At 69.4% G+C, this 23342-nt stretch carries 16 protein-coding genes and 2 pseudogenes; 9 read left to right on the top strand and 9 right to left on the bottom strand.

What is annotated here, in order from left to right; translation table 11 throughout:
* Positions 1–97: 97 nt before the first annotated feature.
* Positions 98–1438, top strand: coding sequence for a DUF2252 domain-containing protein (locus tag ACIBAF_RS01305; protein ID WP_399461015.1), 1341 nt, complete (start codon positions 98–100; stop codon positions 1436–1438).
* A 2-nt stretch (positions 1439–1440) separates the two neighbouring features.
* On the opposite strand, the gene ACIBAF_RS01300 is transcribed toward ACIBAF_RS01305, so the two are convergent.
* The gene (locus ACIBAF_RS01300; protein WP_399461014.1) at positions 1441–2187 is read right to left on the bottom strand and encodes an alpha/beta hydrolase; all 747 of its coding nucleotides are present in this window, start codon (positions 2185–2187) and stop codon (positions 1441–1443) included.
* Between the two features lie 20 nt (positions 2188–2207).
* Positions 2208–2885: a FadR/GntR family transcriptional regulator gene (locus ACIBAF_RS01295; RefSeq protein ID WP_399461013.1), complete on the bottom strand. Its 678-nt coding sequence runs from the start codon at positions 2883–2885 to the stop codon at positions 2208–2210.
* A 111-nt stretch (positions 2886–2996) separates the two neighbouring features.
* On the opposite strand from ACIBAF_RS01295, the gene ACIBAF_RS01290 reads away from it, so the two are divergent.
* The 5 genes from ACIBAF_RS01290 to upp all read left to right on the top strand — a co-directional run bounded on the left by ACIBAF_RS01290 (position 2997) and on the right by upp (position 12397).
* On the top strand, positions 2997–4262 hold the full coding sequence (locus tag ACIBAF_RS01290) for a CynX/NimT family MFS transporter (protein WP_399461012.1): 1266 nt from the start codon (positions 2997–2999) through the stop codon (positions 4260–4262).
* A 391-nt stretch (positions 4263–4653) separates the two neighbouring features.
* Positions 4654–8748, top strand: a complete 4095-nt coding sequence (locus tag ACIBAF_RS01285; RefSeq protein ID WP_399461011.1) for an amino acid adenylation domain-containing protein — start codon at positions 4654–4656, stop codon at positions 8746–8748.
* A 39-nt stretch (positions 8749–8787) separates the two neighbouring features.
* The gene (locus ACIBAF_RS01280; protein ID WP_399461010.1) at positions 8788–9777 is read left to right on the top strand and encodes a pseudouridine-5'-phosphate glycosidase; all 990 of its coding nucleotides are present in this window, start codon (positions 8788–8790) and stop codon (positions 9775–9777) included.
* Complete coding sequence (locus ACIBAF_RS01275) at positions 9774–11657, top strand: HAD-IA family hydrolase (protein ID WP_399461009.1); 1884 nt, start codon at positions 9774–9776, stop codon at positions 11655–11657. The genes ACIBAF_RS01280 and ACIBAF_RS01275 overlap by 4 nt, the downstream gene beginning before the upstream one ends.
* Before the next feature lie 29 nt (positions 11658–11686).
* Positions 11687–12397 carry a uracil phosphoribosyltransferase gene (gene upp, locus ACIBAF_RS01270; RefSeq protein WP_399461008.1) on the top strand — a complete coding sequence of 237 codons (711 nt, stop codon included), beginning with the start codon at positions 11687–11689 and terminating at the stop codon, positions 12395–12397.
* A 49-nt stretch (positions 12398–12446) separates the two neighbouring features.
* On the opposite strand, the pseudogene ACIBAF_RS01265 reads toward upp, so the two are convergent.
* Positions 12447–12557: pseudogene (locus ACIBAF_RS01265) on the bottom strand (hypothetical protein); the annotation flags it as partial.
* Positions 12558–13763: 1206 nt separating this feature from the next.
* On the opposite strand from ACIBAF_RS01265, the pseudogene ACIBAF_RS01260 reads away from it, so the two are divergent.
* From ACIBAF_RS01260 to ACIBAF_RS01250, 3 genes and pseudogenes are all read left to right on the top strand, one after another.
* A pseudogene (locus ACIBAF_RS01260) lies at positions 13764–13955 on the top strand (IS256 family transposase); the annotation flags it as partial.
* An 89-nt stretch (positions 13956–14044) separates the two neighbouring features.
* Positions 14045–14431: a VOC family protein gene (locus ACIBAF_RS01255; RefSeq protein WP_399461007.1), complete on the top strand. Its 387-nt coding sequence runs from the start codon at positions 14045–14047 to the stop codon at positions 14429–14431.
* A 91-nt stretch (positions 14432–14522) separates the two neighbouring features.
* Positions 14523–14927, top strand: a complete 405-nt coding sequence (locus ACIBAF_RS01250; protein WP_399461006.1) for a hypothetical protein — start codon at positions 14523–14525, stop codon at positions 14925–14927.
* Here ACIBAF_RS01250 and ACIBAF_RS01245 read toward each other — a convergent pair.
* The 6 genes from ACIBAF_RS01245 to glnA all read right to left on the bottom strand — a co-directional run bounded on the left by ACIBAF_RS01245 (position 14917) and on the right by glnA (position 23175).
* On the bottom strand, positions 14917–16473 hold the full coding sequence (locus ACIBAF_RS01245) for a recombinase family protein (protein WP_399461005.1): 1557 nt from the start codon (positions 16471–16473) through the stop codon (positions 14917–14919). The genes ACIBAF_RS01250 and ACIBAF_RS01245 overlap by 11 nt on opposite strands.
* Before the next feature lie 48 nt (positions 16474–16521).
* Positions 16522–17139: a hypothetical protein gene (locus ACIBAF_RS01240; RefSeq protein WP_399461004.1), complete on the bottom strand. Its 618-nt coding sequence runs from the start codon at positions 17137–17139 to the stop codon at positions 16522–16524.
* Between the two features lie 5 nt (positions 17140–17144).
* On the bottom strand, positions 17145–18065 hold the full coding sequence (gene htpX / locus ACIBAF_RS01235; RefSeq protein WP_399461003.1) for a zinc metalloprotease HtpX: 921 nt from the start codon (positions 18063–18065) through the stop codon (positions 17145–17147).
* 117 nt (positions 18066–18182) lie between these two features.
* The gene (locus ACIBAF_RS01230; protein ID WP_399461002.1) at positions 18183–21230 is read right to left on the bottom strand and encodes a substrate-binding domain-containing protein; all 3048 of its coding nucleotides are present in this window, start codon (positions 21228–21230) and stop codon (positions 18183–18185) included.
* Between the two features lie 155 nt (positions 21231–21385).
* Positions 21386–21643, bottom strand: coding sequence for a hypothetical protein (locus tag ACIBAF_RS01225; protein WP_079662803.1), 258 nt, complete (start codon positions 21641–21643; stop codon positions 21386–21388).
* Between the two features lie 122 nt (positions 21644–21765).
* The gene (gene glnA / locus ACIBAF_RS01220) at positions 21766–23175 is read right to left on the bottom strand and encodes a type I glutamate--ammonia ligase (RefSeq protein WP_399461001.1); all 1410 of its coding nucleotides are present in this window, start codon (positions 23173–23175) and stop codon (positions 21766–21768) included.
* Between the last annotated feature and the right edge of the window lie 167 nt (positions 23176–23342).

The following is a 23342-nucleotide window of genomic DNA, read 5'->3' as shown; positions in this document are numbered from 1 at the left end:
CGACATGCGGGCGCCTCCCTCCCGGCCTTCACTGCGAAGCAGGAAGCCGCAGGCACTGTGACGACCGGGAGGCAGGCGCGATGAGCAGGAGACCCGGATGACCGCCCCCGCCGAGCGTGCCCGGCGCGGCAGGGACGCCCGCGGACGCGTCTCCCGTTCCGCCCACGCCGCCTGGCTCCCGCCCGTCGACCGGCCCGACCCCGTCGCCGTGCTGGAGCGGCAGGGCCGGGACCGGCTGCCCGAGCTGCTGCCGGTCCGCTACGGGCGGATGGCCGACTCGCCCCTCGCCTTCCTGCGCGGCTCGGCCGCCGTCATGGCCGCCGACCTGGCGGCACAGCCGCACACCGGCCTGACCGTCCAGCTGTGCGGGGACGCGCACCTGCTCAACTTCGGGGTGTACGCCTCCCCGGAACGGGCGCTGCTCTTCGACCTCAACGACTTCGACGAGACGTTCCCCGGCCCCTTCGAGTGGGACGTCAAACGGCTCGCCGCCTCCGTCGCCACGGCCGCCCGCGAGAACGGCCACCCCGAGACCAAGGTGCACCGGGCCGCCCTGGAGGCCGTGGCCGCCTACCGCACCGGCATACGGCGGCTGTCCCGGCTCGGCGAGCTCGCCGTCTGGCACGAGCGCATCGAGGCCGACCAGCTGGCGCCCCTGCTGCGCTCCGCCCGACGGCGCAGAAGGGTCGAGGCGAGCCTCACCCGGGCCCGCCGCCGCACCAGCCTGCAGGCCCTCGACAAGCTCACCGAGGTCGTCGACGGGCGCCGCCGCCTCATCCAGGACCCGCCGCTGCTCGAACCGGCCGGCGCCTCCGACGGCGCCTCCCTGCGGAAGATCTTCAGCGACTACCGGTCCACCCTCGCCGAGGAGCGCCGCGCGCTGCTGGACCGCTACCACTTCGTCGACGCCGCCCGCAAGGTCGTCGGGGTCGGCAGCGTCGGCATGCGCTGCTTCGTCGTGCTGCTCACCGGCCGCGACACCGACGATCCGCTGTTCCTGCAGGTCAAGGAGGCCCGCGCGTCCGTCCTGGAGGAACACCTGCCGACCGGGCCCTACGTCCATCCCGGTCACCGGGTCGTCACCGGGCAGCGGCTGCTGCAGGCCGCCAGCGACATCTTCCTCGGCTGGATGACCGGTCCGCAGGGCCGCGCCTTCTACTGGCGCCAACTGCGTGACATGAAGGGCTCCGCCGACGTCGCCGGGATGTCCCCGGCCGACCTCCTGATCTACGCCCGGCTGTGCGGCACCGCCCTGGCCCGCGCGCACGCCCGTTCCGGCGACCGTCTGGCCATCGCCGGCTACCTGGGCGGCTCCGACACCTTCGAACGCGCCGTCGCCGACTTCGCCCTCGCCTACGCCACCCAGACCGTCGCCGACCAGACGGCGCTGGCCGCGGCGATCGACGCGCGGGTGGTGACGGCCACGCCGGGAGTCTGAGGTCAACTCCGCGTCGGTTGCGGCTGCTTCAGCAGGGGCGTCACGAACTCCCGCCGGTCGTCGGCATGGTCGTGGAACCACAGTCCCAGACGGTGGCCCGCGTCGGGGAGTTCGAACCTCGTGTACCGGGCGCGGGCGGCGAGCGCGTCCTGGACGGCCGCGGTCACCTCCGGCGGGATCACCGCGTCGGCGCCCGGCACGGCGAGCACCGCCCGTCCCTCGTACGCCCGCAGCACGCCGAGCGCGGGCGCCTCCCGCCAGCTCCCGGGCCGTCGGATGATCGCGCTGAACTCCCCGTCCCCCCGCCCGAACGGCGCCTCCCACGCCTGCGCCGCGTACACCGCGGGCGAGCACAGCCCCAGGGCCGTCACCCGGGGGCCGTAATACGCGGCGAGGTCGGCCACCGTCTGTCCGCTCATGCTGAACCCGACGAGCGCCAGCGGTGCGGGCGCCGGAACGCGCGCGTCGATCACCGAGACCGCCTGCTCGAAGCGTCGGCGCAGGCTCAACTCCCCTAGCGCGCCGCTGCTTTCGCCGTGCCCGGAGAAGTCGAAGGCGAGGACACGGCGCCCCTGGGCCGCGAACTCCCGGACCAGCGGCAGCAGTCGCTCCTTGCTGCCGTTGCCCGCACCGTGCAGCACGACGGCGGTGGCGCCCCCCGGACCACCGCCGTCAGCCTCACCGCCGCCGTGGACGCCGCTGAGTCGCTCACCGTCGAACTCGTGCGTGAAAGAGGTCAGTTCGCTCATGCGCCGAGCGTAGGCCGCGTCTATTCGCCGGACTGTGTGGGAGCGCAGTCCATGTAGGAGCCGGACTCGTACGCCGCCTTGTCGCTGTCGCGGGCGCGGATGGCGTCGACGAGACGGGCGTGGTCCTGGAACTGCTCGGGGCGCAACGCGTCGCCGAAGTGGTCCAGGAGCGAGTCCCGGATCACCTCGCCGAGGTCCGCGTGCAGCTCGGCCAGGACCGTGTTGTGGGACGCCGAGACGACGGCCAGGTGAAACGCCACGTCCGCGTTGACGAAGCCGACCCGGTCACCGGCCGACCAGGCCTGTTCCCGCTGGACCAGCAGCGCGTCGAGCCGCTCCAGGTCCTCTGGCGTACGGCGCGCGGAGGCCAGCCGCGCGGCACGGATCTCCAGGGCGCCGCGCACCTCGGCGACGTCATCGGTGTGGGCCTTCGCGAAGCGCGTCCGCATCATGCCGGCGAGTTCGCTGGTCGCCCGCACATAGGAGCCGGAGCCATGGCGGATGTCCAGCAGACCCGTGTGCGCCAGGGCCCTGATCGCCTCACGCACCGTGTTGCGGGCCACTCCGAGCTGCTCGACCAGCTCCGTCTCGGTGGGGATGCGTGAGCCCACCGGCCAGGCTCCGGAGGTGATCTGCCGCCGCAGCTGGGCGATCACCTTGTCCGAGAGCGCTTCTCGACGAACGGGATCCAGATTCATCCCGTCAGTCTATGTCAGCACTCATCCTACGACTCCGCGTAAAAGTCGTCCTACAACTGGATGACGAAAACACTAGACATCGAGTCATGGGATGAGTCTACGATGAGGTCCATGCCGAAGGATGAGCTCAAGAACCGCGTCTCGCGCACCGGCCAGGCAGCTTCCCTCAGCACTTCCCGGGGGACGCGCCGGCTGACGGTGGTGGCCCTCGTACTCGCGGCGCTGAACCTGCGCCCGGGGGTCACCAGCCTCGGGCCCGTCCTCGAAGAGGTCCGCGACACCCTCGCCATGAGCGGCACGGTCGCCGGACTGCTGACCTCCATCCCCGCCGTCTGCTTCGCGCTGATCGGCTCGACGGCCCCCGCGCTCGCCCGGCGGTACGGGGCGAGCGGCGCCATCGCGGCCGGCGCGGCGGTGCTGACGGTCGGCCTCGCGCTGCGGCCGTTCGCCGCCGGCACCGTCCTGTTCGTCGTCCTGACCGCCCTGTCGCTGGCGGGCATCGCCATCGCCAACGTGCTGCTCCCGGCCGTCGTCAAGCAGCGCTTCCCCGACCGGGTGGGCGCGATGACCGGGCTGTACTCCATGGCGTTGAACGTCGGCGCCTCCAGCGCCGCCGCCGTCACCGTTCCGCTGACCGAGGCGTTCGGCGGCGACTGGCGGTACGGCCTCGGGGCCTGGGCGGTCCTGGCCGCCGTGGCCGTCCCTCCCTGGCTCGCCCTCGCCCGCCACCACGGGCCGGCCCGGGACGCGGCACAGCGGTCGGCGGATGCGGCGGCGAGGGGTGCGGCGGCGGATGCTGCGGCCGGGGGCCGGATCTCCCGTGACCCCACCGCCTGGGCGCTCACGGCCTACTTCGGGCTCCAGGCGAGCTCCGCCTACATCATCATCGGCTGGCTGCCCCAGATGTTCCGGGACGCCGGACTGTCCGCCGGGACCGCGGGCCTGCTGTTCTCCGGGACCTCGCTCCTCGGGGTCCCCCTGTCCTTCGCCCTGTCCGCAGTCGCCGGGAGACTGCGCGACCAGAGCGGGATCGCGGCGGCCATCGGCCTGTGCGGACTGGCCGGCTACGCGGGCCTGTGGGCCGCGCCCGCCGACGCGCCCTGGCTGTGGGCGTTCCTGCTCGGCGTCGCCAACTGTTCCTTCCCCCTGGCCCTGACGATGATCAGCATGCGCGGCCGGGACAGCGCCACCGTGGTCCGGCTCTCCGGGTTCGTGCAGAGCTTCGGCTATCTGCTCTCGATGCCGGGACCCGTCGTCGTGGGCGTCCTGTACGACCGCAGCGACGGCTGGCGGGTGCCGCTGGTCTTCATCATGCTGCTCACCCTGGTCCAGATCGGCGCCGGCCTGCTCGCGGGCCGCAACCGCCAGATCGGCTGACCCGGGGCCTCTCGCTCCGGCGCTCCCGTTCTCCTGCCCCGCCTCGCCCCTCCCCGCTCCCGCTCCTGCCTTCGCGCCGCCTTCACCTTTCGCCTCCCTTTTACGGCGAAATTCACGCCATCCGGCCCTATGGAATTCCGTCATGCCCGGAATTCGCTTTCCTCGGAAATGTTCATGGGCCCCATTGACCGCACGGTGAAGATCGTCCTAGGCTTTTGATCAGCAAGTAGCAGAAGGCGCCACCAGCACATGAGTTCGTCAGGCGAATATCGACGAACGGCAGGAACCCGGCACTGCTGCTGCAGCCGCCACCCGCACCGGCCGGCGAGGAATTCCGAACACCGGACCAGGAAATACCACCGTTCTCCTGTCATGCGGAAAAGAGAGGTCCATGAGCACGCACGTGATGACCGACCTGCTCGTCGAACAGGCGCGGATCGCGCCCCACCGGACCGCCGTCGTCCACGAGGACCAGAGCCTGACCTTCGCCCAACTGCTGCACCACAGCCAGGCACTGGGCCGCTTTCTGAGGGACGCCGGGGTGACCAGGGACAGCAGGGTCGGCGTGTTCATGGAGCCCTCGCTCGACCTGGTGACGAACATCTGGGGAATCCTCTGGGCCGGCGGATCCTATGTGCCGCTCTCCCCGGAATACCCCGAAGAACGCATCGCCTACATGATGGCGGACGCCGGAGTGGGCATCGTCCTCACTCAGGAATTACTCCGGCCCCGGCTCCATGAACTGTCACCGGCCGGGGTCCGCGCCGTCACCCTCGAAGAGGCTTTCCATTCGACAAAGGCCGGTGATCCCGCCGCGGAACCGGATTCCGACCCCGATATACGGCCCGGAGACCTCGCCTACGTCATATACACCTCCGGCAGCACGGGAAAGCCGAAGGGGGTGATGATCGAGCACCGCAGCATCGTGAACCAGATGCGGTGGCTGCGCGAGGCCTGCGGGATCGACGACAGCAAAACGATTCTTCAGAAGACCCCGATGAGTTTCGACGCCGCTCAGTGGGAGATCCTCGCCCCCGCCTGCGGCAGCAAGGTGGTGATGGGCGCCCCCGGGATCTACCGCGACCCCGAGGCCATCATCGCCACCGTCGTACGACACGATGTGACGACCCTGCAGTGCGTGCCCACCCTCCTGCAGGCGCTCCTCGACACCGAGAACCTGCCCGCCGCCCACTCCCTGCGCCAGATGTTCAGCGGCGGTGAGGCGCTCTCCCGCAGCCTCGCCCAGCAGTGCCTGGACACCATGCCGTCCTGCACGCTCGTCAACCTCTACGGCCCCACCGAGTGCACCATCAACGCCTCCGCCTTCACGGTGGACCGTGCGGCCGTGGCGGACGGGCCCCGCACCATGCCGATCGGCACCCCCGTCCACGGGACCTCCTTCCACGTCCTGGACCCGCTCGGACAGCCCGCGGCCATCGGCGAGGTCGGCGAACTGCACATCGGCGGAACCCAGGTGGCCCGTGGCTACCTCGGCCGCCCCGACCTCACGGCCGACCGGTTCGTGGACGCCCCCTTCCCGGCCGCCGCAGGCTCCCGCCTGTACCGGACCGGCGACCTGGCCCACTTCAACGCCGACGGCACCGTGCAGTTCGTCGGACGCGCGGACAACCAGGTCAAACTGCGCGGCTACCGGGTCGAGCTGGACGAGATCCGCCAGACGATCGAGACACACGACTGGGTCCGCAGCTCCGCCGTCCTGCTCCGGGACGACACCACCACCGGCTTTCAGAACCTCGTCGCCTTCGTCGAACTCAACCCCAAGGAAGCCGCCCTGATGGACCAGGGCAACCACGGCTCCCACCACCAGTCCAAGCGCAGCAGGCTCCAGGTCAGGGCCCAGCTGTCGCACCCCGGCTGCCGCGACGCCGCCGAACTCGACGGCCGGCCCGTGGTCGAACTCCCCGGCGCCGAAGCCACCCCCGAGCAGCGCGCCCTCGCCTTCGCCCGCAAGACGTACCGCTTCTACGAGGGCGGCCCCGTCGGCCGGGACGACATCCTGCGGCTGCTGGCCCCGCGCACCCGGCCGCAGCCCCCGGCACGCACCCCCGCCGACCTGACCCGGGCCGAACTCGGCGCCGTCCTGCGCAACTTCGGCCGCCACCTCAGCGACGAGCGGCTGCTCCCCAAGTACGCCTACGCCTCGCCCGGCTCCCTCTACGCCACCCAGCTGTACCTCGAACTCGACGGCGTCGTGGGCGAGGCGCCCGCGGGCCTGTACTACTACCACCCGCTCCACCACCACCTGGTGCTCGTCGGGCCGGCCTCGTCGGAGCCCGGCGCGCGGATCCACTTCCTCGGCAAGCACCGGGCGATCGAACCGGTCTACCGCAACAACATCCGCGAGGTCCTCGAGATCGAGGCCGGGCACATGGTCGGCCTGTTCGAGCAGGTGCTGCCGGCCCACGGCCTCCGCCTCACGGCCGCGGAGTACCGTACGGCCGTCAAGGACCGCCTCGACTGCGCCGAGGACGACCACTACCTGGGCACGTTCGAACTCCGCTCCCGGGACGCCGCCGGAGACCCGGACGCCTTCGACATCTACGTGCAGGCCCACTCCGGCCGCGTCGACGGACTCCCGGCCGGCCAGTACCGGTACGCCGACGGCTCTCTCGTCCGCATCAGCGACGACGTCGTCCTCAAGAAGCACGTCATCGCCATCAACCAGCGGGTCTACGAGCGCTCCGGCTTCGCCGTCAGCCTCGTCGCGACCAGCCCCGACGCCTGGCGGCGCTACCTCGACCTGGGCCGCACCCTGCAACGCCTGCAGATGAACGACCTGAACCTCGGCTTCATGTCCTCCGGCTACAGCTCCCGGACCGGCAACGACCTGCCCTCGGCCAAGCGGCTCAACCGGATCCTCACCGACTGCGGGCTGCCCACGGGACCGTCGTACTTCTTCGTCGGCGGGCGGGTCAGCGACGAGCAGCTGCGCGGCGAGGACATGAAGGAGGACGTGGTCCACATGCAGGGCCCGGCCGAGCTGATCAAGGAGGACCTGGCCGGACTGCTGCCCCGCTACATGCTGCCCAACCGGATCGTCGTCCTCGACCGGCTGCCGCTGACCGCCAACGGAAAGATCGACAGCAAGGCGCTGGAGGCCACCCAGCAGGCCGAACTGTCCCTGTCCGAGCGGACGTTCGTCGCCCCCCGCACCCGCACCGAGCGCCGGGTCCGCGACGTCTGGCAGGCGGTGCTGAAACACGAACAGGTCTCCGTCACCGACGACTTCTTCGAACTCGGCGGCAACTCCCTGCTCGCCGTGGCCCTCGTCAGCCGGCTGAACCGCGCCTTCGGCGGCACGATCCCGCTCCAGGTGCTGTTCGAGGCCCCGACCGTCGAGAAGCTCGCCGCCCGGCTGGACGCCGACTCGTCCGCGCCCCTCACCCGGCTCGTCCCCCTCCAGCCCCTCGGCACGGGCACCCCGATCCACTGCTGGCCCGGCCTCGGCGGCTACCCGATGAACCTGCGCCCGCTGGCCGCCGCCCTGGGCGCCGACCGGCCCGTCCACGGCGTGCAGGCGCACGGCATCAACCGCGGCGAGACCCCCTACGCCACGGTCCGCGAGATGGCGACGGCCGACGTCGAGGCGATCCGCGGCGTCCAGCCGCACGGCCCCTACATCCTGTGCGGTTACTCGTTCGGCGCCCGGGTCGCCTTCGAGACGGCGTACCAGCTGGAGCAGGCCGGCGAACGCGTGGAGCACCTGTTCCTCCTCGCCCCGGGCGCGCCGCGGCTGCGCGCCGAGGACAAGGCCGGCAGCAGCGGGCAGGCGGACTTCGGCGACCGGGCCTTCCTCGCCCTCCTCTTCTCCGTGTTCGCCGGCACGCTCAGCGGCCCCCTGCTCGACGAGTGCCTGCGCACCGTCGACGACGAGGACGCCTTCGTCGCCTTCGTCACCGGCCGCTTCCCCGGCCTCGGCGAGGAACTGGTGCGGGCCGTCACGGGCATCGTCCAGCGCACCTACTCCTTCACCTACGAGTTCCACGAGCTGACCGGACGGCGCCTGGACGCGCCGGTGACGCTCGTCAAGGCGAGCGACGACAACTACTCCTTCATCGAGCGCCAGGGCGGCTGGTCCGCCCGGCCCCCCGTCGTCCACCAGTCACAAGCCGGCCACTACGAACTGCTGCGCGAGCCGCATGTCGCCGAACTCGCCGCCCTCGTCAACGACCGGCTCCGCAGCCGCACCCAGTCCCCGCGCCCGGGCCACGCGCCCCGCGCCGTCTCCCAGGAGGTCGGAGTGCCCCACATCAACATCAAGCACTTCCCCGTGCCCATCACCGAGGCGCAGGAACTGGAACTCGTCGCCGCGGTCACCGCCGCCGTGCAGAACGCCTTCGGCTGCAAGGAGGACGTCGTCTCCATCGCCATCGAGCCGGTCGAGCAGGAGGCGTGGAACGAGCGGGTCTACGTGCCGGAGATCATCCGCCGCCAGGACCTGCTCCGCAAGACGCCCAACTACTGAGCCCCCGCCGCACCTGAAGGTTCCGGAAGGAGACCCCTCATGACACACCCCACGACGCACCCGGCTCCCGTACCCGCGCCCGCGCCCGCCCGCGGACACCGCTCCGTGCCCCTGGTCCTCACCGACGAGGTGTCCGCGGCGCTCGCCGACGGCGACCCCGTGGTGGCCCTGGAGTCGAACGTCATCACCCACGGACTGCCCTACCCCGACAACGCCGCCACCGCCCGCAAGGTCGAGGAAGCGGTACGGGCCGGCGGCGCGGTGCCCGCCACCATCGGCATCGAAGGCGGCCGCATCCTGGTCGGGATGACCGACGCGGACATCGAGCGCTTCGCCGCCACCCCCGGCATCCCCAAGGTGAGCAGCAGGGACCTGCCCGTCGTCCTCGCCTCGGGCGGCCTCGGCGCCACCACCGTCGCCTCCTCGCTGGTCGCGGCGGAGCTCGCCGGCATCGCCTTCTTCTCCTCCGCCGGCATCGGCGGCGTCCACCGCGGCGCCGAGACCACCATGGACATCTCCTCCGACCTGATCCAGTTCACCCGGTCGAAGGTCGCCGTCGTCTGCGCCGGCGCCAAGAAGATCCTCGACCTCGGCCTGACCATGGAGTTCCTGGAGACCCACTGCGTCCCCGTCATCTCCTACGGCTACGACGACTTCCCCGCCTTCTACTGCCGCTCCAGCGGACTGCGCGCCCCGCACCGGCTGGACGACGCGACGCAGATCGCCCGGGCCGTCGACGCCCACTGGGCCCTGGGCAACCCGGGCGGCCTCCTCGTCACCAGCCCCACCCGGGAGGAGGACGCGATCGACGGACAGGACATCGAGGCGGCCATCGGCGAAGCGCTCCGCGGCGCCGAGCGGGACGGCGTCCGGGGCGGCGCCGTCACGAAGTACGTCATGCGCGCCGTGGACCGCGCCACCGAGGGACGGTCCGCCACGGCCAACATGGCCGTCCTCATCCACACCGCGGAGATCGGCGGCCGGCTCGCCGCCGCCCACGCCCGCCTGCGACGCGAGGAGAACCAGTGAACCCGGCCCAGGCCCAGGAGGCAGCCGTGACCCGTGTGGCGATGTTCGACCTGGACGGCACGCTCGTCGACTCCCCGAGGGCGATCGTCGAGGCGTTCGCCGTCGCCTTCGACGCGATGGGCGCCGACCCCCGCGACCCGGCGGACGTCCGGGCCACCATCGGCCTGCCGCTGGAGCAGGCGTTCGGCAAGCTGCTGGGGGCGCCGCAGGACGACCCCCGGGTCGCCGAGGGCGTCGCGCAGTACCAGAAGGCGTTCCGCACGGTCATCCTGCCCCGGGCCCGCTCGCTGGTCTTCCCGGGCGTCGCCGAAGGCCTCGCCGAACTGCGCCGCCGGGGCATCGTGCTGACCGTGGCCACCAGCAAGTTCCACGCCAGCGCCGACGCCCTGCTGACGGCGGCGGGACTGCGCGACCACATCACCGTCCTGATCGGCGCCGACGACGTCACCCACCCCAAGCCGCACCCCGAGTCGGGGCTGCTGATCCTCGAACGGCTGGAGGCCCGCCCCGAGCACGCCGTGATGGTCGGCGACACCACCCACGACCTGAGGATGGCCGAAGCGGCCGGCATCGCCTCGGTCGCCGTCACCTACGGAGTGCACCATCGGCCGGAACTGGAAGCGGCCCGCCCGACGCACGTCGCCGAGACCTTCCCCGAGGTCGTCGCCCACGTCATCGACCTCCTCGACGACGGCGCCCCGACCGACGACACCGTCCGGCGGCTGCTGGACGACCGCACGTACCACATCGAGTTCAACGGCCATCTGACCAACCACGTCAAGCACGCCGTCGTCGCCCTCGCCGGCCTCGGCGTCGACCCGCAGCGCATCCAGGCCTACCACGACAACTACATCACGCTCACGCCGTACGGCTGCGCCGTGGAACCGGCCAGGGCGCCCCAGCGCGTCATCGACGACGACAACTGGCTCGAACTCCTCGGCAAACGCGAGGACTTCGCCGCCTACTGCGCGTTCTTCGACCGTCGCGAGCGGGAACTCGGGATGCCGGAACTCCTGCGGCGCTACCTCCCGCACCTGCTTCCGGGCTGGGCCGGAGCCCTCCAGCACGCCACCATCCACCTGGGCTGGGCCCTGGACGCCGGCAACCGCCGGATGGCCGTCGAGGGCATCTCCTACCTGGCCTTCGCCCACGTCGACTGCCACCCCGAGCGAGGCGTTCCCTCGGGCGCGCACGGCGCCGAGCTGCCGGTGGACTCGCTGCTGCGCATCGCCGGCTTCTGGGAGGACAACCGACGAGACCTCGGCGCCTGGGTGCAGAACCTGGTCGACGACACGACGGCCGACATCCACCCCGAACTCCTCAGGTCCGGACTGCAGTACCGGATCGCCCGGATGCTCGGCGAGGGCCACCCGCTGATCCACGACACCCCCGCCTGGGTCACCGAGCAGGACCCGGACGCCAGTTGGGACCAGCTCACCTACCTGGTCACCCTGCTGTACCTGGCGGAACCGGGCGACTTCCTGCTGCTGCACCTGATGACCGCGCTGCACGCGATGCGGCACATCGCGGACGCCCTCCCCGCCGAACAGCGCCCCGAAGCGGTCCGGTGCTACTGGACGGGCATCCTCGGCGTGCTGTTCTCCCGCGGCCACTTCTCCCGGCCCGCGAAGCTGACCGCGCTCCACGGCCTCTTCGACACCGCCCTGGACGACGTCGCCGATCCGCGCTGGGCCCGCGAGTGGGAGTGGCTCGTCGCCCGGGCCGTGGAGGAGGAGGAAGAGCACAACCCGAAGCTCGTCTACGTCATGCGCGAGATGTGGCGCCGCACCGGAGGCAGGTCGATCTACCGCGTCGCCGCCGGCCAGTTCACCGCGACCCCGGAACTCCCCTCCACGTTCGAACAGCCCCCCGTCGACTGACCGCCCCCACCTGCCACGAGGAGCCCCGCATGACCACCGCGACGACCACCGCGACCACCACCGCACCGACGACCGCGCCGACGCTCGCGACGTACCTCGACCGCAACGTCCACCTGCTCCCGCAGACCGACCAGCTCCGCGCCCTGCACACCGTCGTCCGCGACCGCGACGCACGCCGCAAGGACTTCGTCTTCCACGCCGGCCGCATCATCCGCCTGCTGACCGAGGCGGCCCTGGACCTCCTGCCCTTCGAGCCGTACGACGTCACCACCCCCGTCGGCAGCACCTACCGGGGCCTGCGCTGCACGCGGAAACTGTGCGGGGTGCCGATCATCCGCGCCGGTGAGAGCATGGAGGCCGAACTGCGCGCGGTGGTCCCCGGCATCAGGATCGGCAAGATCCTCATCCAGCGGGACAAGACGACCAAGCAACCCCACCTGTACTACACGGCGCTCCCCGACGACATCGCCGACCGCCACGTCCTCCTGCTCGACCCGATGCTCGCGACGGGCGGCACCGCGCTCGCCGCCATCGAGGTTCTACGGGAACTCGGCGTACCGGAGGAGCACATCGTCTTCGTCAACTTCATCACCGTCCCCGAGGGCATCACCGCCGTCTGCGAGCGCTACCCCGGGGTGCGGATCGTGACCTCCGCCATCGAGGAACGCCTCAACGAGAACGCGTACATGGTCCCCGGCATCGGCGACTTCGGCGACCGCTACTTCGGCACGGACCGGTAGAGAAGAACCGGCAGACACGAACCGGCGGAGAAGGAGAAGCACGGGCGGGTCAGAGGCCGGGGGCTCCCCACACCGGGAACCAGCGGCTCAGGTCCTGCTCGATCCGCAGGTCGTTCGTGAGGGCGGCCTTCACCTGAAGCTCCAGCGGCGCGAACGGGTATGCAGACGTGTCTCCTACCCGCTCGCGCCGCCGTCAGTGTCTGCGTCAAAGACACTCACTAGCCGTCGAGCCTAGAGGATCTGTGTGACCACCCTCACAGTGGTGGTCCCTCCGTAAGGGGCCTCAGAACGCCGTGTCGGCAGTCTCCTGGGACCCGCGTTCGTCGCCTGTGGAACCGGCGCGGGGCGCGCGGTCAACAGCGACACTGCTTCCTGTAGCTGCTCAGGGGTAACGCCTGACTGGAAGATGACCTCCATAAGCACGTCAGGTACCTCTTGGGGATTCGGTAGCAAAATCTCACCCCCCTTCGTCTCCTCCTCTCGATCCGGCGCGAAGATCGTTTCGGATACTAGGCGGAGCGAGGGGTGACTTTCCAGGGAACGGCGCGAAGCGCCCGCGACGGTCCGGAAGGGCGCACAGGGGGGCCTGTAACGCGTGCAGACATGGAGCGGCCCCGGTCGACTCGGGGGAGAAACGACCGGGGCCCACCAGCGAGCAGCGCTCGGGGGGAGACCACTGCAACGCTGGTACCAGTCGCGTACCCGGTCGGCATATGCCAAAACAGAAGAACCCCCGTGTTGACGCCACAGGGGTTCCGCTGCGGCCCGGAGGCCGTGAGCAGCTTAATTCATTCATTCACAGGGGCCGCATCTGGTCTTCCAGCTCGACCATGCGCACTACGTCCAGGCGCGGTTGGTTCCACTGGTTCTGGGGGATCTCAACTCTTCGACCGACGGGACATGCAGCCAGGAACTTGCCGAACGATTCGTCGCACCAGGAAGGCACCCAGGCGCCAGAGCGACAGAGGAATACCGCGTGGAAGACGTCCTCGGGGCCTGGCCGTCGTCAATGGTCATGCTAACGGGGATAAGGGGATGCGCGGTTGGCCTCCTCATGGACTCGCGCCACGGCGGGAAGTGCACGAACACCTGAGACCCGTTCCAGTAGTGCGCGAGGAGCCAGTTTTCCGCACTGATCTGCCCCGAAGACTTCCACTCATCGAAGGTGCGATGGTTCGACGGGTACCCGCAATCATGGTGCGCGTCGTACAGGGGGCAATGCTCATTACCTGTGGATCGGCTCGGGAGGGCACACGCAGACGGCGTACCTACCCGAGTGATCGATTGCCTGAGTAGGCCCCGCGTTGCCGCGCGGGTAAGGAAGGGGCACGCCCGTGCTCAGCGTAGTGAACGCCGACGGCACCGCCGCCGACGGACCAAGGTCACCCGCGGGGCCGGCTCCCGTGCTGCCGCCCTCGCGATGGTCTTCAAACTCGTCGAGTCCGCCCAGCAGCGGTGGCGGGCCGTGAACGCGCCCCACCTCGTCGCCCTCGTCCGTGCCAGCGCCCGTTTCGAACGCGGCCAGCTAGTCGAACGACCCGAGCTCAGCGCGGCCTGAGCCACATCAACTGATCTACAGTTCTTGACAGTTACTCACCACAGACGGCACGAATCATCTCGCTGACATCCGTTTCTCAAGGGAGTCCTGTGGCATCCATCAAGGACATCGTCTTCGACAGCCCTCATCCGGCGTCGGTCGCCCGATTCTGGGCGCAAGCCCTGGACGATTACGAAATCGCGCCATACGACGAAGCGGAGCTGACCCGGCTGCGTTCATTGGGCATCAACGACCCGGAGGACGACCCTACTGTCCTGCTCGTCGGCACAGACGGCAGGTTGCCTCGTGTCTTCTTTCAGCTGGTGCCAGAGGCCAAGCAGGTGAAGAACCGGGTCCATCTCGACCTGAGCACGACCGATGCAGCCGCAGAGGTCAAGCGGCTATGCGCACTCGGGGCAACGGTTCAGGCCGAGCGCGAGGACTGGATCACGATGCAGGACCCCGATGGCAACGAGTTCTGCGTCATGCGCTCGTGAGCGGGGGCCAGCCTTCAACCTCATCGAAGGCTCCACCGCCCTCGCGACATGATCGACTCAACTGATCCACACGAATTGACAATTACTCCCCGTGACCACCGGATCGTCAGTATGGGCTACAACGGCTCGGCATCAGGCGGTAAGAGCTGCCTTGCAGGGGAGTGCGAACGATGCGCTGGAGACACCCCCTCGGGGTCCTCATGCGAAGGCTGCCTTGAGTACCCACGCCGAATGGAACGCGATCTTCTGGAGCCGCCCGGAGGACAGGCCCGGAGCCACGCTGTACGTCACGTTCAAGCCCTGCGGTGACTGCTCGAAGCTGATCACTGGTGTGGGCATCGCGCGAGTGGTGTGGGACTCGGCGGGCTGGTACGGGACGCCATTGTCTCGGGCAACATTCGAAGGCCACCTCCCTGCGGAGGTGGCCTTCTGCCATCTAGGCTGCCGCTGCGGCACCTCCCCTCTAGACCAGGGGGGTGCCGTGCTCAGACCTTGAGGCGTTCAGGGATGAACAGCTCGAACGAGTCCTTGTAGCAGAGAAACTGAACGCCGTTCTTGCGCATCAGCTTCTCCAGCTCGGGTACGTCGGCTGTCTCCCAGAGCTGACGCCAAGTCTTCCCGAGGCTGCGGTACTCCCACCGGTCGCCAGTCGCGGCCTTGCCCAGGGCCTCGTATTCGGCATTCAGCTTGTCGAGCATCTTTTCGGCCTGCGGGCGCGTGAGGGCTGTCCCGTAGCGTCGACCCGGCTCCATGTCCGTCATGATGACGGGCACCAGCTCTTCAATCGCTCGCATACGAGTCTCGTTGTCCTCGCCTACGACGTAGATCCGCTCTTCCACTTCCAGATCGCCGAACTGGATCATGAGGTGGTGTTCGAAGGTGGCGAGCAGCCTGCCGGGCTCCCATGACACCTGGTCTTCGCAGCCGTAGCGCGTCCGGCCATCGATCATGCGCGGGCTGACGCATCGGAACTTCGGGTACTCGGCCTGTGTCCCGTCCCTCTTCTGCCTGCGCGAGACGTGCAAGCGCATCTTGCCCTTGCAGTACCCGCAGAGGATCACGTCGAGGAACGGAGTGACGTTGGTGGGGGAGGAGACCGAGAATGACCGCTCAGTCAGGTGGGCTTGGAGTGTTGTCCACTCTTCGTCATCGAAGATCGGCTCCGCCATGCGGATCTTGTTGCCGCTCTGGTCGATGACAGGGATGGTCTCGTAGTACTTCTTGCCGGGGACTGGTCGGCTCTCCATCTTCCAGCCCATCAGGGCCTCACTCTTGAGCATCTTGCGGATGCCAGCCGCGGCCCACTTGTACTCGCGCCCGGAATCCTCGATGCGCTTGGACGGGCGGGTTCCTCGCGGGGTGGGTTCCTTCCGGGCGTTCAACTCGTCGGCTACCTCGGCGGGAGTCTCCGGGTTCCTTTTGTCCAGGAGTCGGCTGACGATCTCCCGAATGACCTTGACCTGATATGGGTTTTGGCGGAGGTAGGCGGCACCGTCCTCCCCTTTGTAGACCTCGAAGCCGTACGCGGGCATCCCGCCTGGCCAACGCTGCTGCTCCCGAACGCTCTCTCGGAAGCTCTTGACTCGCATAGAAGTGTTGCTGGCTTCCATCTCAGCGAGGGCGGAGAAGAGGGAGATGATCACGTCGCGGAATGGGCCGGTCATGTCGAAGATCGGCTCAGTGATGGATGCGAAAGCCTTGTTCCCATGGTCATCCGCCCACCGGAGCATGTCTTGCATGTCCATGACCTTGCGAATGAAGCGGTCCAGCTTCCAGAACAAGATCAGGTCGAATTCGGGGGCGCGCTCGTTGATCCAGTGGCCCAGCTCGGCGCGCTCGAAAGGGCTCTGCTTCGTGGCCGACACGTGCGCGTCTCGGGCTACGCCGACCTCGACCCAGTTGAGCCCCTGAGCGACCTTCTTGCCTATGTAGTCGCGTGCGTCGAAGAGCTGTCGCTCAAGACTGGTGGACTCGTCGGTGAGGTAGCTGATGCGGAGGGCTATGAGCACCCTGACGGGCTTCGAGCGCCCGAAGGTGTCCACGACTGGCGCGGCTGCATCCAGGCCTGTGATCCGTGGCCGGTAGACAGCTCAGCCGGACAGTCCAGGTGCGTCCCAGAGCGGGAACCAGCGCGATGTGTCCTTCTCGATGCGTAGATCGTCTGCGAGTAGCGCGGCTACCTGTAGCTCAAGCGCGTTGTCGCGTCTGTGCTGGTCAGAGCGTGTGCACAGTGGATAGAAGGTGCCCCGTTTGTACAAATACACGAGCGCCAGCCGACGCCCGCTCTCGGTCACCGGCTCTTCCGGCCCGTTCGTCGGTTCCTCGAAGCCGGCGAGAGAGCACAGGAGCTGCGGGCCGAAGCCGTTGACCTCCATGGCGCTGTTCACCGCGTGCAGGTCGTTGACCAGGAGCGACAGCTCGTCGGGGGAGCGTTGCGAGACCAGCCAGGAGTAGCCGTAGTCGTCGCGCACCAGCCGCACCGGGGGGCCGGTGCGGTCGGTGTCCGCGTCGAGGAGCGCCTGTACCTCGCGGTGCGTCTGCTCGAAGGCCGAGCCTTCGACGGTCGCGAAGCACACGGCGCCCTGCCCCGTCGGGGTGAAGCCGGTCGCCGCCTCCAGCGTCACCGCCGCGGACGGCAGCGCGAACAGCTGATCGAGGTCGGGCACGACCGGCTTGGTCCGGCCGAGCAGGATGTCCAGCAGCCCCATGCGCTTCAGCCCGCCTTCCCCGGAGCGGCCGCCTCGCCCAGCTCGGCGGAGATCCGCCCCAGCTGTTCGAGCCGCTGCTCCAGGCTCGGGTGGGTGGAGAAGTACCGCTCGATGCCGGGCTCCCGGCCCGTCGCCGGGGTGAAGTAGAAGGCGTTGAAGGCCTGAGCCGTGCGCAGGTCCTTCGTCGGGATACGGGCGATGTCGCCGGAGACCTTCGTCAGCGCGGAGGCCAGCGCCGAGGGACGGCCGGTCAGGTGCGCCGCCGCCCGGTCGGCCGCCAGCTCCCGGTACCGCGACAGCGCCCGGATGAGCAGGAAGCTGAGCGCGTACACGGCCGCGGAGACACCCATCACGGCGGCGAAGACGACGGCGGTGTTCTGGTCCCTGCGCCCGCCGCCGAACACCTGCGAGTAGAACGCGAACCGCACGATCAGCCCGGCGATCACACCGAGGAACGAAGCGATCGTGATCACGGCCACGTCCTTGTGCGCCACGTGCGACAGCTCGTGCGCGAGCACGCCCTCCAGCTCGGCCGGCTCCAGCCGCCCCAGCAGGCCCGTCGTCACGCACACCACCGCGTGGTCGGGATCGCGCCCGGTCGCGAACGCGTTCGGCATGCCCATCTCGGAGACGGCGACCACCGGCTTCGGCATGTCGGCGATCGCGCACAGCCGGTCGATCACGGCGTGCAGCTGGGGATATTCCTCGCGCTCCACGACCCGCCCGCGCATCGCGAACATCGCGATCCGGTCGGAGAACCAGAACTGTGCGACGAACATCGCCGCCACCAGGGCGACGACCAGCAGCCATGACTTCAGCAACACGATCAACGCGGCGACGAAGGCCACGTACAGCAACCCGAGCAGGAACATCGTGACCGTCATCCGCACGGTCAGCCGCGGATCGCTCCGGAAACGGCTCTGCATCTGCATCACCCCGCAGTCAGGCACTCGTCCCACTGCCCATTGTGCGCCCGCCCCTCCCATGGACAGATCGAGATCGGCCCTGCGGAGGGTAAAGGAACAGAACCAGGGCACCAGGGGTCAGAAGTTGGAGATCACGCTGGTGATGACCTGCTCGATCGTCTCGGCCTTCCTGGCGTCGTAGTCCTTGCCGCCACTCGCGTCCGCGATGTCCTCGAGCGCGCTCCTGCCGTTGGCGTCGTCCTCGTCGGCCTCGCTCCCGTAGGCGATGGTGAAGATCCGGATCTGGTGCTGAGCCGGGTCGCCGATCCGTTTCAGCAGCTCCGCCTGCGTCAGGCTCCCGCTGTCCTCGTTGTGGCCGTCGGTGAGCAGCACGATCGCGTTGATCGCCTGGGGGTCGTAGTCGTGCCGCATGGCCTCGGTCGCGGCGTCCAGGGTGTCGTTGAGACCGGTCGCGCCCTCCGCCACCAGGTTCTTGACGTTGTCCGCCAGCAGGCCGGCCCGGGTGCCGCCGGCCAGCTTCTGGTCGTACGGGCCGAGCGGAACCAGTTCCTTGTAGTCGTGCTCGCTCTGGAGCGTGGAGGCGTCGGAGAACTTCCACAGACCGACCCGGTCGGTGCCGACGAACTCGCCGAACAGCTTGGACTCGGCCTGCTTCAGCCGCTCCATCTTGGTGTCGCCGATCCCGGGGATCACGTCGTTCATCGACTCCGACGTGTCGATGACGATGCGCACGTTGGCGCGGCGGCGCAGCGCGGGCCAGATCTCCAGCAGGCGGCCGAGGACGTCGCCCCGGGGCATCGGCATGCGGGTGAACTGCGCCTCGGGCAGGACTCCGCCGGCCTGGACGAGCTGCGTGGACCCCTTGGGGATCTTGCCCTCGTGGGTGCGGAAGCCGTAAGGGGCGAACTGCTCGCCGTAGACCTCAGGGGTGTGCAGATACCGGAGGAAGTCGTCGGCCACCGCCTTCTTGGCGGAGCTCATCCCGTTCAGCTCGATGTACGGGTGGTCGGAGAACGGCACGCCGTCCTTCGGATAGAACGAGACCAGCGGGGTGTCGGGCAGGGCGGTCTTCTTGCAGTCGGGGTCCGTGTTGAGTGCGCCGCACGGGTAGCCCGCGTTGTAGGCCACCACGCTGCTCTCCTCCAGCGTGACGGCGGAGATGTACGACATGGCCTTCTGGGGGCTGCTCCGGTCGGCCTCGCGCAGGTTCGAGAGGAAGGTCAGGGTGGTGTCGCCGTAGTGGACCGCGGCCTGCTCGATGCTCTTGACGAACGCGCGGTTGTCGAGGTTGTCGATGTGCGGGATGCCCAGCTCACCGCTGGTGCCCGTCTTGGCGTAGAAGGCGGCGACGGTCGCGTTCAGCCCGGACGTGGAGTAGCGCGGGTTGGTCTTGCCGAGCTTGAAGGCGCCCCACTCGGGCTTCTTGTGCGCCGCCCAGAAGCCGTCCGCGTTCTTCGCCCACTCGGCCAGCTGCTTCCAGGTGAACCGTCGCTCGGGCCAGTTCAGCGCCTCGGCCATCGGCTTCGGCATAGCGATGGTCAGCGGGCTCTGCACGATCGACTCCGCCTGCTGCGGGAACTGCCGCGCGTTCTCCCCCTTGGCCTCGGCCCTGGCCAGCGAGAGCCAGGTGCCGCCGGCCGGGGCCCACACGTCCGGCTTCGCCCCGTCGGACTCGCCCCAGCCCGCGACCAGGGCGCGCATCCCGTCGCCCGAGTTCTTGTCCTCGACCTTGATCGCCAGGCACTTCCCGCCCGCGGACCGGGTGCCGTAGGCCTCGGCCGCCCGCCGCAGCGGCTCCGACTTGTCGACGGAGGCGGCGATGGTCAGGGGCGCGGCGTCCGCCTGCTCGCAGGCCGCCAGGCTGGGGGAGACGGGGCCGGAGAGCGTCTTGGCGTCCTTGCCGTCGGTCTCCCCGCTGCCGCACGACTGCAGGACGACCCCGAGGGCCACCGCCGCCGCGGTGAGCGGCACCCAGACCGTCGCCCGCCCCTTCCAGCCGCGCGTCCCGCTACGCCACGGCGCCGCAAACGGCCGCCGACGCGAGGTGCGGCCGCCGCCCTGCCCTCCTGGCGACCCCGGCTGCCCCGACTGCCCCGGAGGACCCACGGAGGTCAGCCCCGAACTCCCCGACGTCTCGGAGGTCCCTAAAGCCCCCGACGCCCCCAACGCCCCGGAAGTCCCCGAGATCCCAGAAGCCTCCGACGTCCCGGAAGCTCCCGACGCCCCCAACGCCCCGGAAGTCCCCGAGATCCCAGAAACCTCCGACGTCCCGGAAGCCCCGGAGATCCCAGAAACCTCCGACGTCCCGGAAGCCCCGGAGATCCCAGAAACCTCCGACGTCCCGGAAGCCCCGGAGATCCCAGAAGCGCCCGACGTCCCCGGAGCCCCCGGCGTTCCCGGAGCCCCCATCTCCGAAGTCCCCGGCGTCTCCGAAGTCCCCGGCGTCGACATGTAGGCGCCGGTGCTTTCGGGCTGGTGCTGGAGGAGCACGGCGACGGCGACCTCCGCCGCGTTGGCGGCCGCCCGCTGCTGGCCGCCCACGGCGTCCGCCGCGCCCTTCTCGCCGTCCGCGCGGTCGCTGATCCCGCGGACGACAAGGGCCTCCGTACGGTGGCGCTGCGCCGCCTTGCAGAAGCCGAAGCCCTCCATCTCCAGGGCGGCCGCATCCTGGTAGGTGCTGCTCAGCCGGCTCCGGATGTCACCGGACTTGGCGTCGAGGACGACGTCGCCGGAGGCGATCGGCTTGAAGTGGCACTTGCTGCGGACGTCCGCGTACAGCGCCGTCTGCCACAGGGAGAGCGAGGTGTCCACGGCGTCGGGACGGGCGCCGCGCCCGTCGGCCGACACCTTGGCCCCGTGGATCTCGTACACCTTGGTGGCGACCACGACGTCCCCCGGCGGGATGTCGTCCTTGAGGCTGCCCGCGATCCCGACCAGGAGCGCGACGTCCGGCCGCAGCACCTCCAGCAGACCGTGCGTTCCCAGCGCGGCGACGACGTTCGTCACGCCCACCTGGGCCAGGTGCACGGTCCACGAGGCGTAGACGCCGTCGAGCTCGAAGGTCTGCACCACGGTGGAGCTGACTCTCCGCTGCCCCTTGGGCCGGGCGTGCTCGGACCGGAGCCGGTCCAGCAACGGGGAGAACTCGACGGGAAGCGCTGTCACGACGACGGCGGTACGCGAAGGGCGGGCTGTTGTCACCGGACCAACCGTTCTTGATGCCGACCTGGATACCGACGGTGAACCAAGAGGCACAAAGTAGCACCGTGTCGCCCAACAGCCCTGGCAGTAAGGCGGATTGCCCGCTGTTCGGCCCCGTTCTAATACGGTGCCCGGAACCGCAGGTACCCCAGCAGCAGGATCGCCGCGATCACACAGCCGAGCACGAGCGCCGTCGACGCCCAGGACGAACGGCGCGGTGTGACCGGCCCGGGGTCCCCGCGGAACGGGACCGGCTCAGGCGGGTTCTCCTTCCAGCGGGCGGCCAGCATGCGGGCCCGCGCGGAGGGTTCCTTGTGCGTCGCGTCGTCCGCCCACCGGAGGTCGAACTCCCGCTCCGCGTCGTCGTGTTCGGGCATCCCCGTATCTCCCCGTACCCCGTTCTCGAACAGCAGTGCCAGAAACCATACGACGGCGCCCCCGCCCTGTGAAACAGAGCGGGGGCGCCGGACGGCTCACGCGTGGTGCACGCGCGGTCCGATCACACGTCGAAATACAGCTCGAACTCGTGCGGGTGCGGACGCAGCTGCAGCGGGGCGATCTCGTTCGCGCGCTTGTAGTCGATCCACGTCTCGATCAGGTCGGACGTGAAGACGTCACCGGCGAGCAGGAACTCGTGGTCGGCCTCGAGGCGGTCGAGGACGGCCGGGAGCGAGGTCGGGACCTGCGCGACGCCCGCGTGCTCCTCGGGGGCCAGCTCGTAGAGGTCCTTGTCGATCGGCTCGGCCGGCTCGATCTTGTTCTTGATGCCGTCGAGACCCGCGAGCAGCAGGGCCGAGAAGGCGAGGTACGGGTTGCCGGAGGAGTCGGGCGCGCGGAACTCGACGCGCTTGGCCTTCGGGTTGGAGCCCGTGATCGGGATGCGCATGGCCGCGGAGCGGTTGCGCTGCGAGTAGACCAGGTTCACCGGAGCCTCGAAGCCCGGGACCAGACGGTGGTAGGAGTTCACCGTCGGGTTGGTGAAGGCCAGCAGCGACGGGGCGTGCTTGAGGATGCCGCCGATGTAGTAGCGGGCCATGTCCGACAGGCCCGCGTAGCCGGCCTCGTCGTAGAACAGCGGGGAGCCGCCGCTCCACAGCGACTGGTGGACGTGCATGCCCGAGCCGTTGTCGCCGAAGATCGGCTTCGGCATGAAGGTGGCGGTCTTGCCGTTGCGCCAGGCCACGTTCTTCACGATGTACTTGAAGAGCTGGAGGTCGTCGGCCGCGGCGAGCAGCGTGTTGAACTTGTAGTTGATCTCGGCCTGGCCGGCGGTGCCCACCTCGTGGTGCTGGCGCTCGACCTGCAGGCCGGACGCGGCAAGCTCCAGGGAGATCTCCGCGCGCAGGTCGGCGAAGTGGTCGACCGGCGGGGTCGGGAAGTAGCCGCCCTTGTAGCGGACCTTGTAGCCGCGGTTGTTCTCCAGCGCACCGGTGTTCCAGGCGCCGGCCTCGGAGTCGATGTGGTAGAAGGACTCGTTCGCGGAGGTCTGGAAGCGGACCGAGTCGAAGACGTAGAACTCGGCCTCGGGGCCGAAGTACGCGGTGTCGGCGATCCCGGTCGACGCCAGGTAGGCCTCCGCCTTCTTCGCCACGTTGCGCGGGTCACGGGAGTACTGCTCGCCCGTGATCGGGTCGTGGATGAAGAAGTTGATGTTCACCGTCTTGTCACGGCGGAAGGGGTCCACGCGCGCGGTCGACAGGTCGGCGCGCAGCGCCATGTCGGACTCGTGGATGGCCTGGAAGCCGCGGATCGACGAACCGTCGAAGGCGAGCTCCTCGTCCGGGTCGAACGCCTCGACGGGCAGCGTGAAGTGCTGCATGACGCCCGGCAGGTCGCAGAAGCGGACGTCGATGAACTTGACGTCCTCGTCCGCGATGAACTTCTTGGCCTCGTCGGCGTTCTGGAACATCCAGCTCCTCCTACTCCCGGCCGTCGAGCCGGGGTGGTAGTTCGTTCGTGCGGCCAGTGCGGTGGCACACGCTGTCGTCGACCCTAGGGACGCGTGATTTCTCCAGCGTGACCCATTTGTTTCGCACAAGTTAACCGGACCCTGCCCGGTGTACCCCACCTGTCCGT

The sequence above is a fragment of the Streptomyces sp. NPDC051677 genome (assembly GCF_044453465.1).
Lineage (GTDB): Bacteria > Actinomycetota > Actinomycetes > Streptomycetales > Streptomycetaceae > Streptomyces.
The sequence above is the reverse complement of the archived record's forward strand: the minus strand, read 5'-3'. Positions and strand labels throughout refer to the sequence as shown.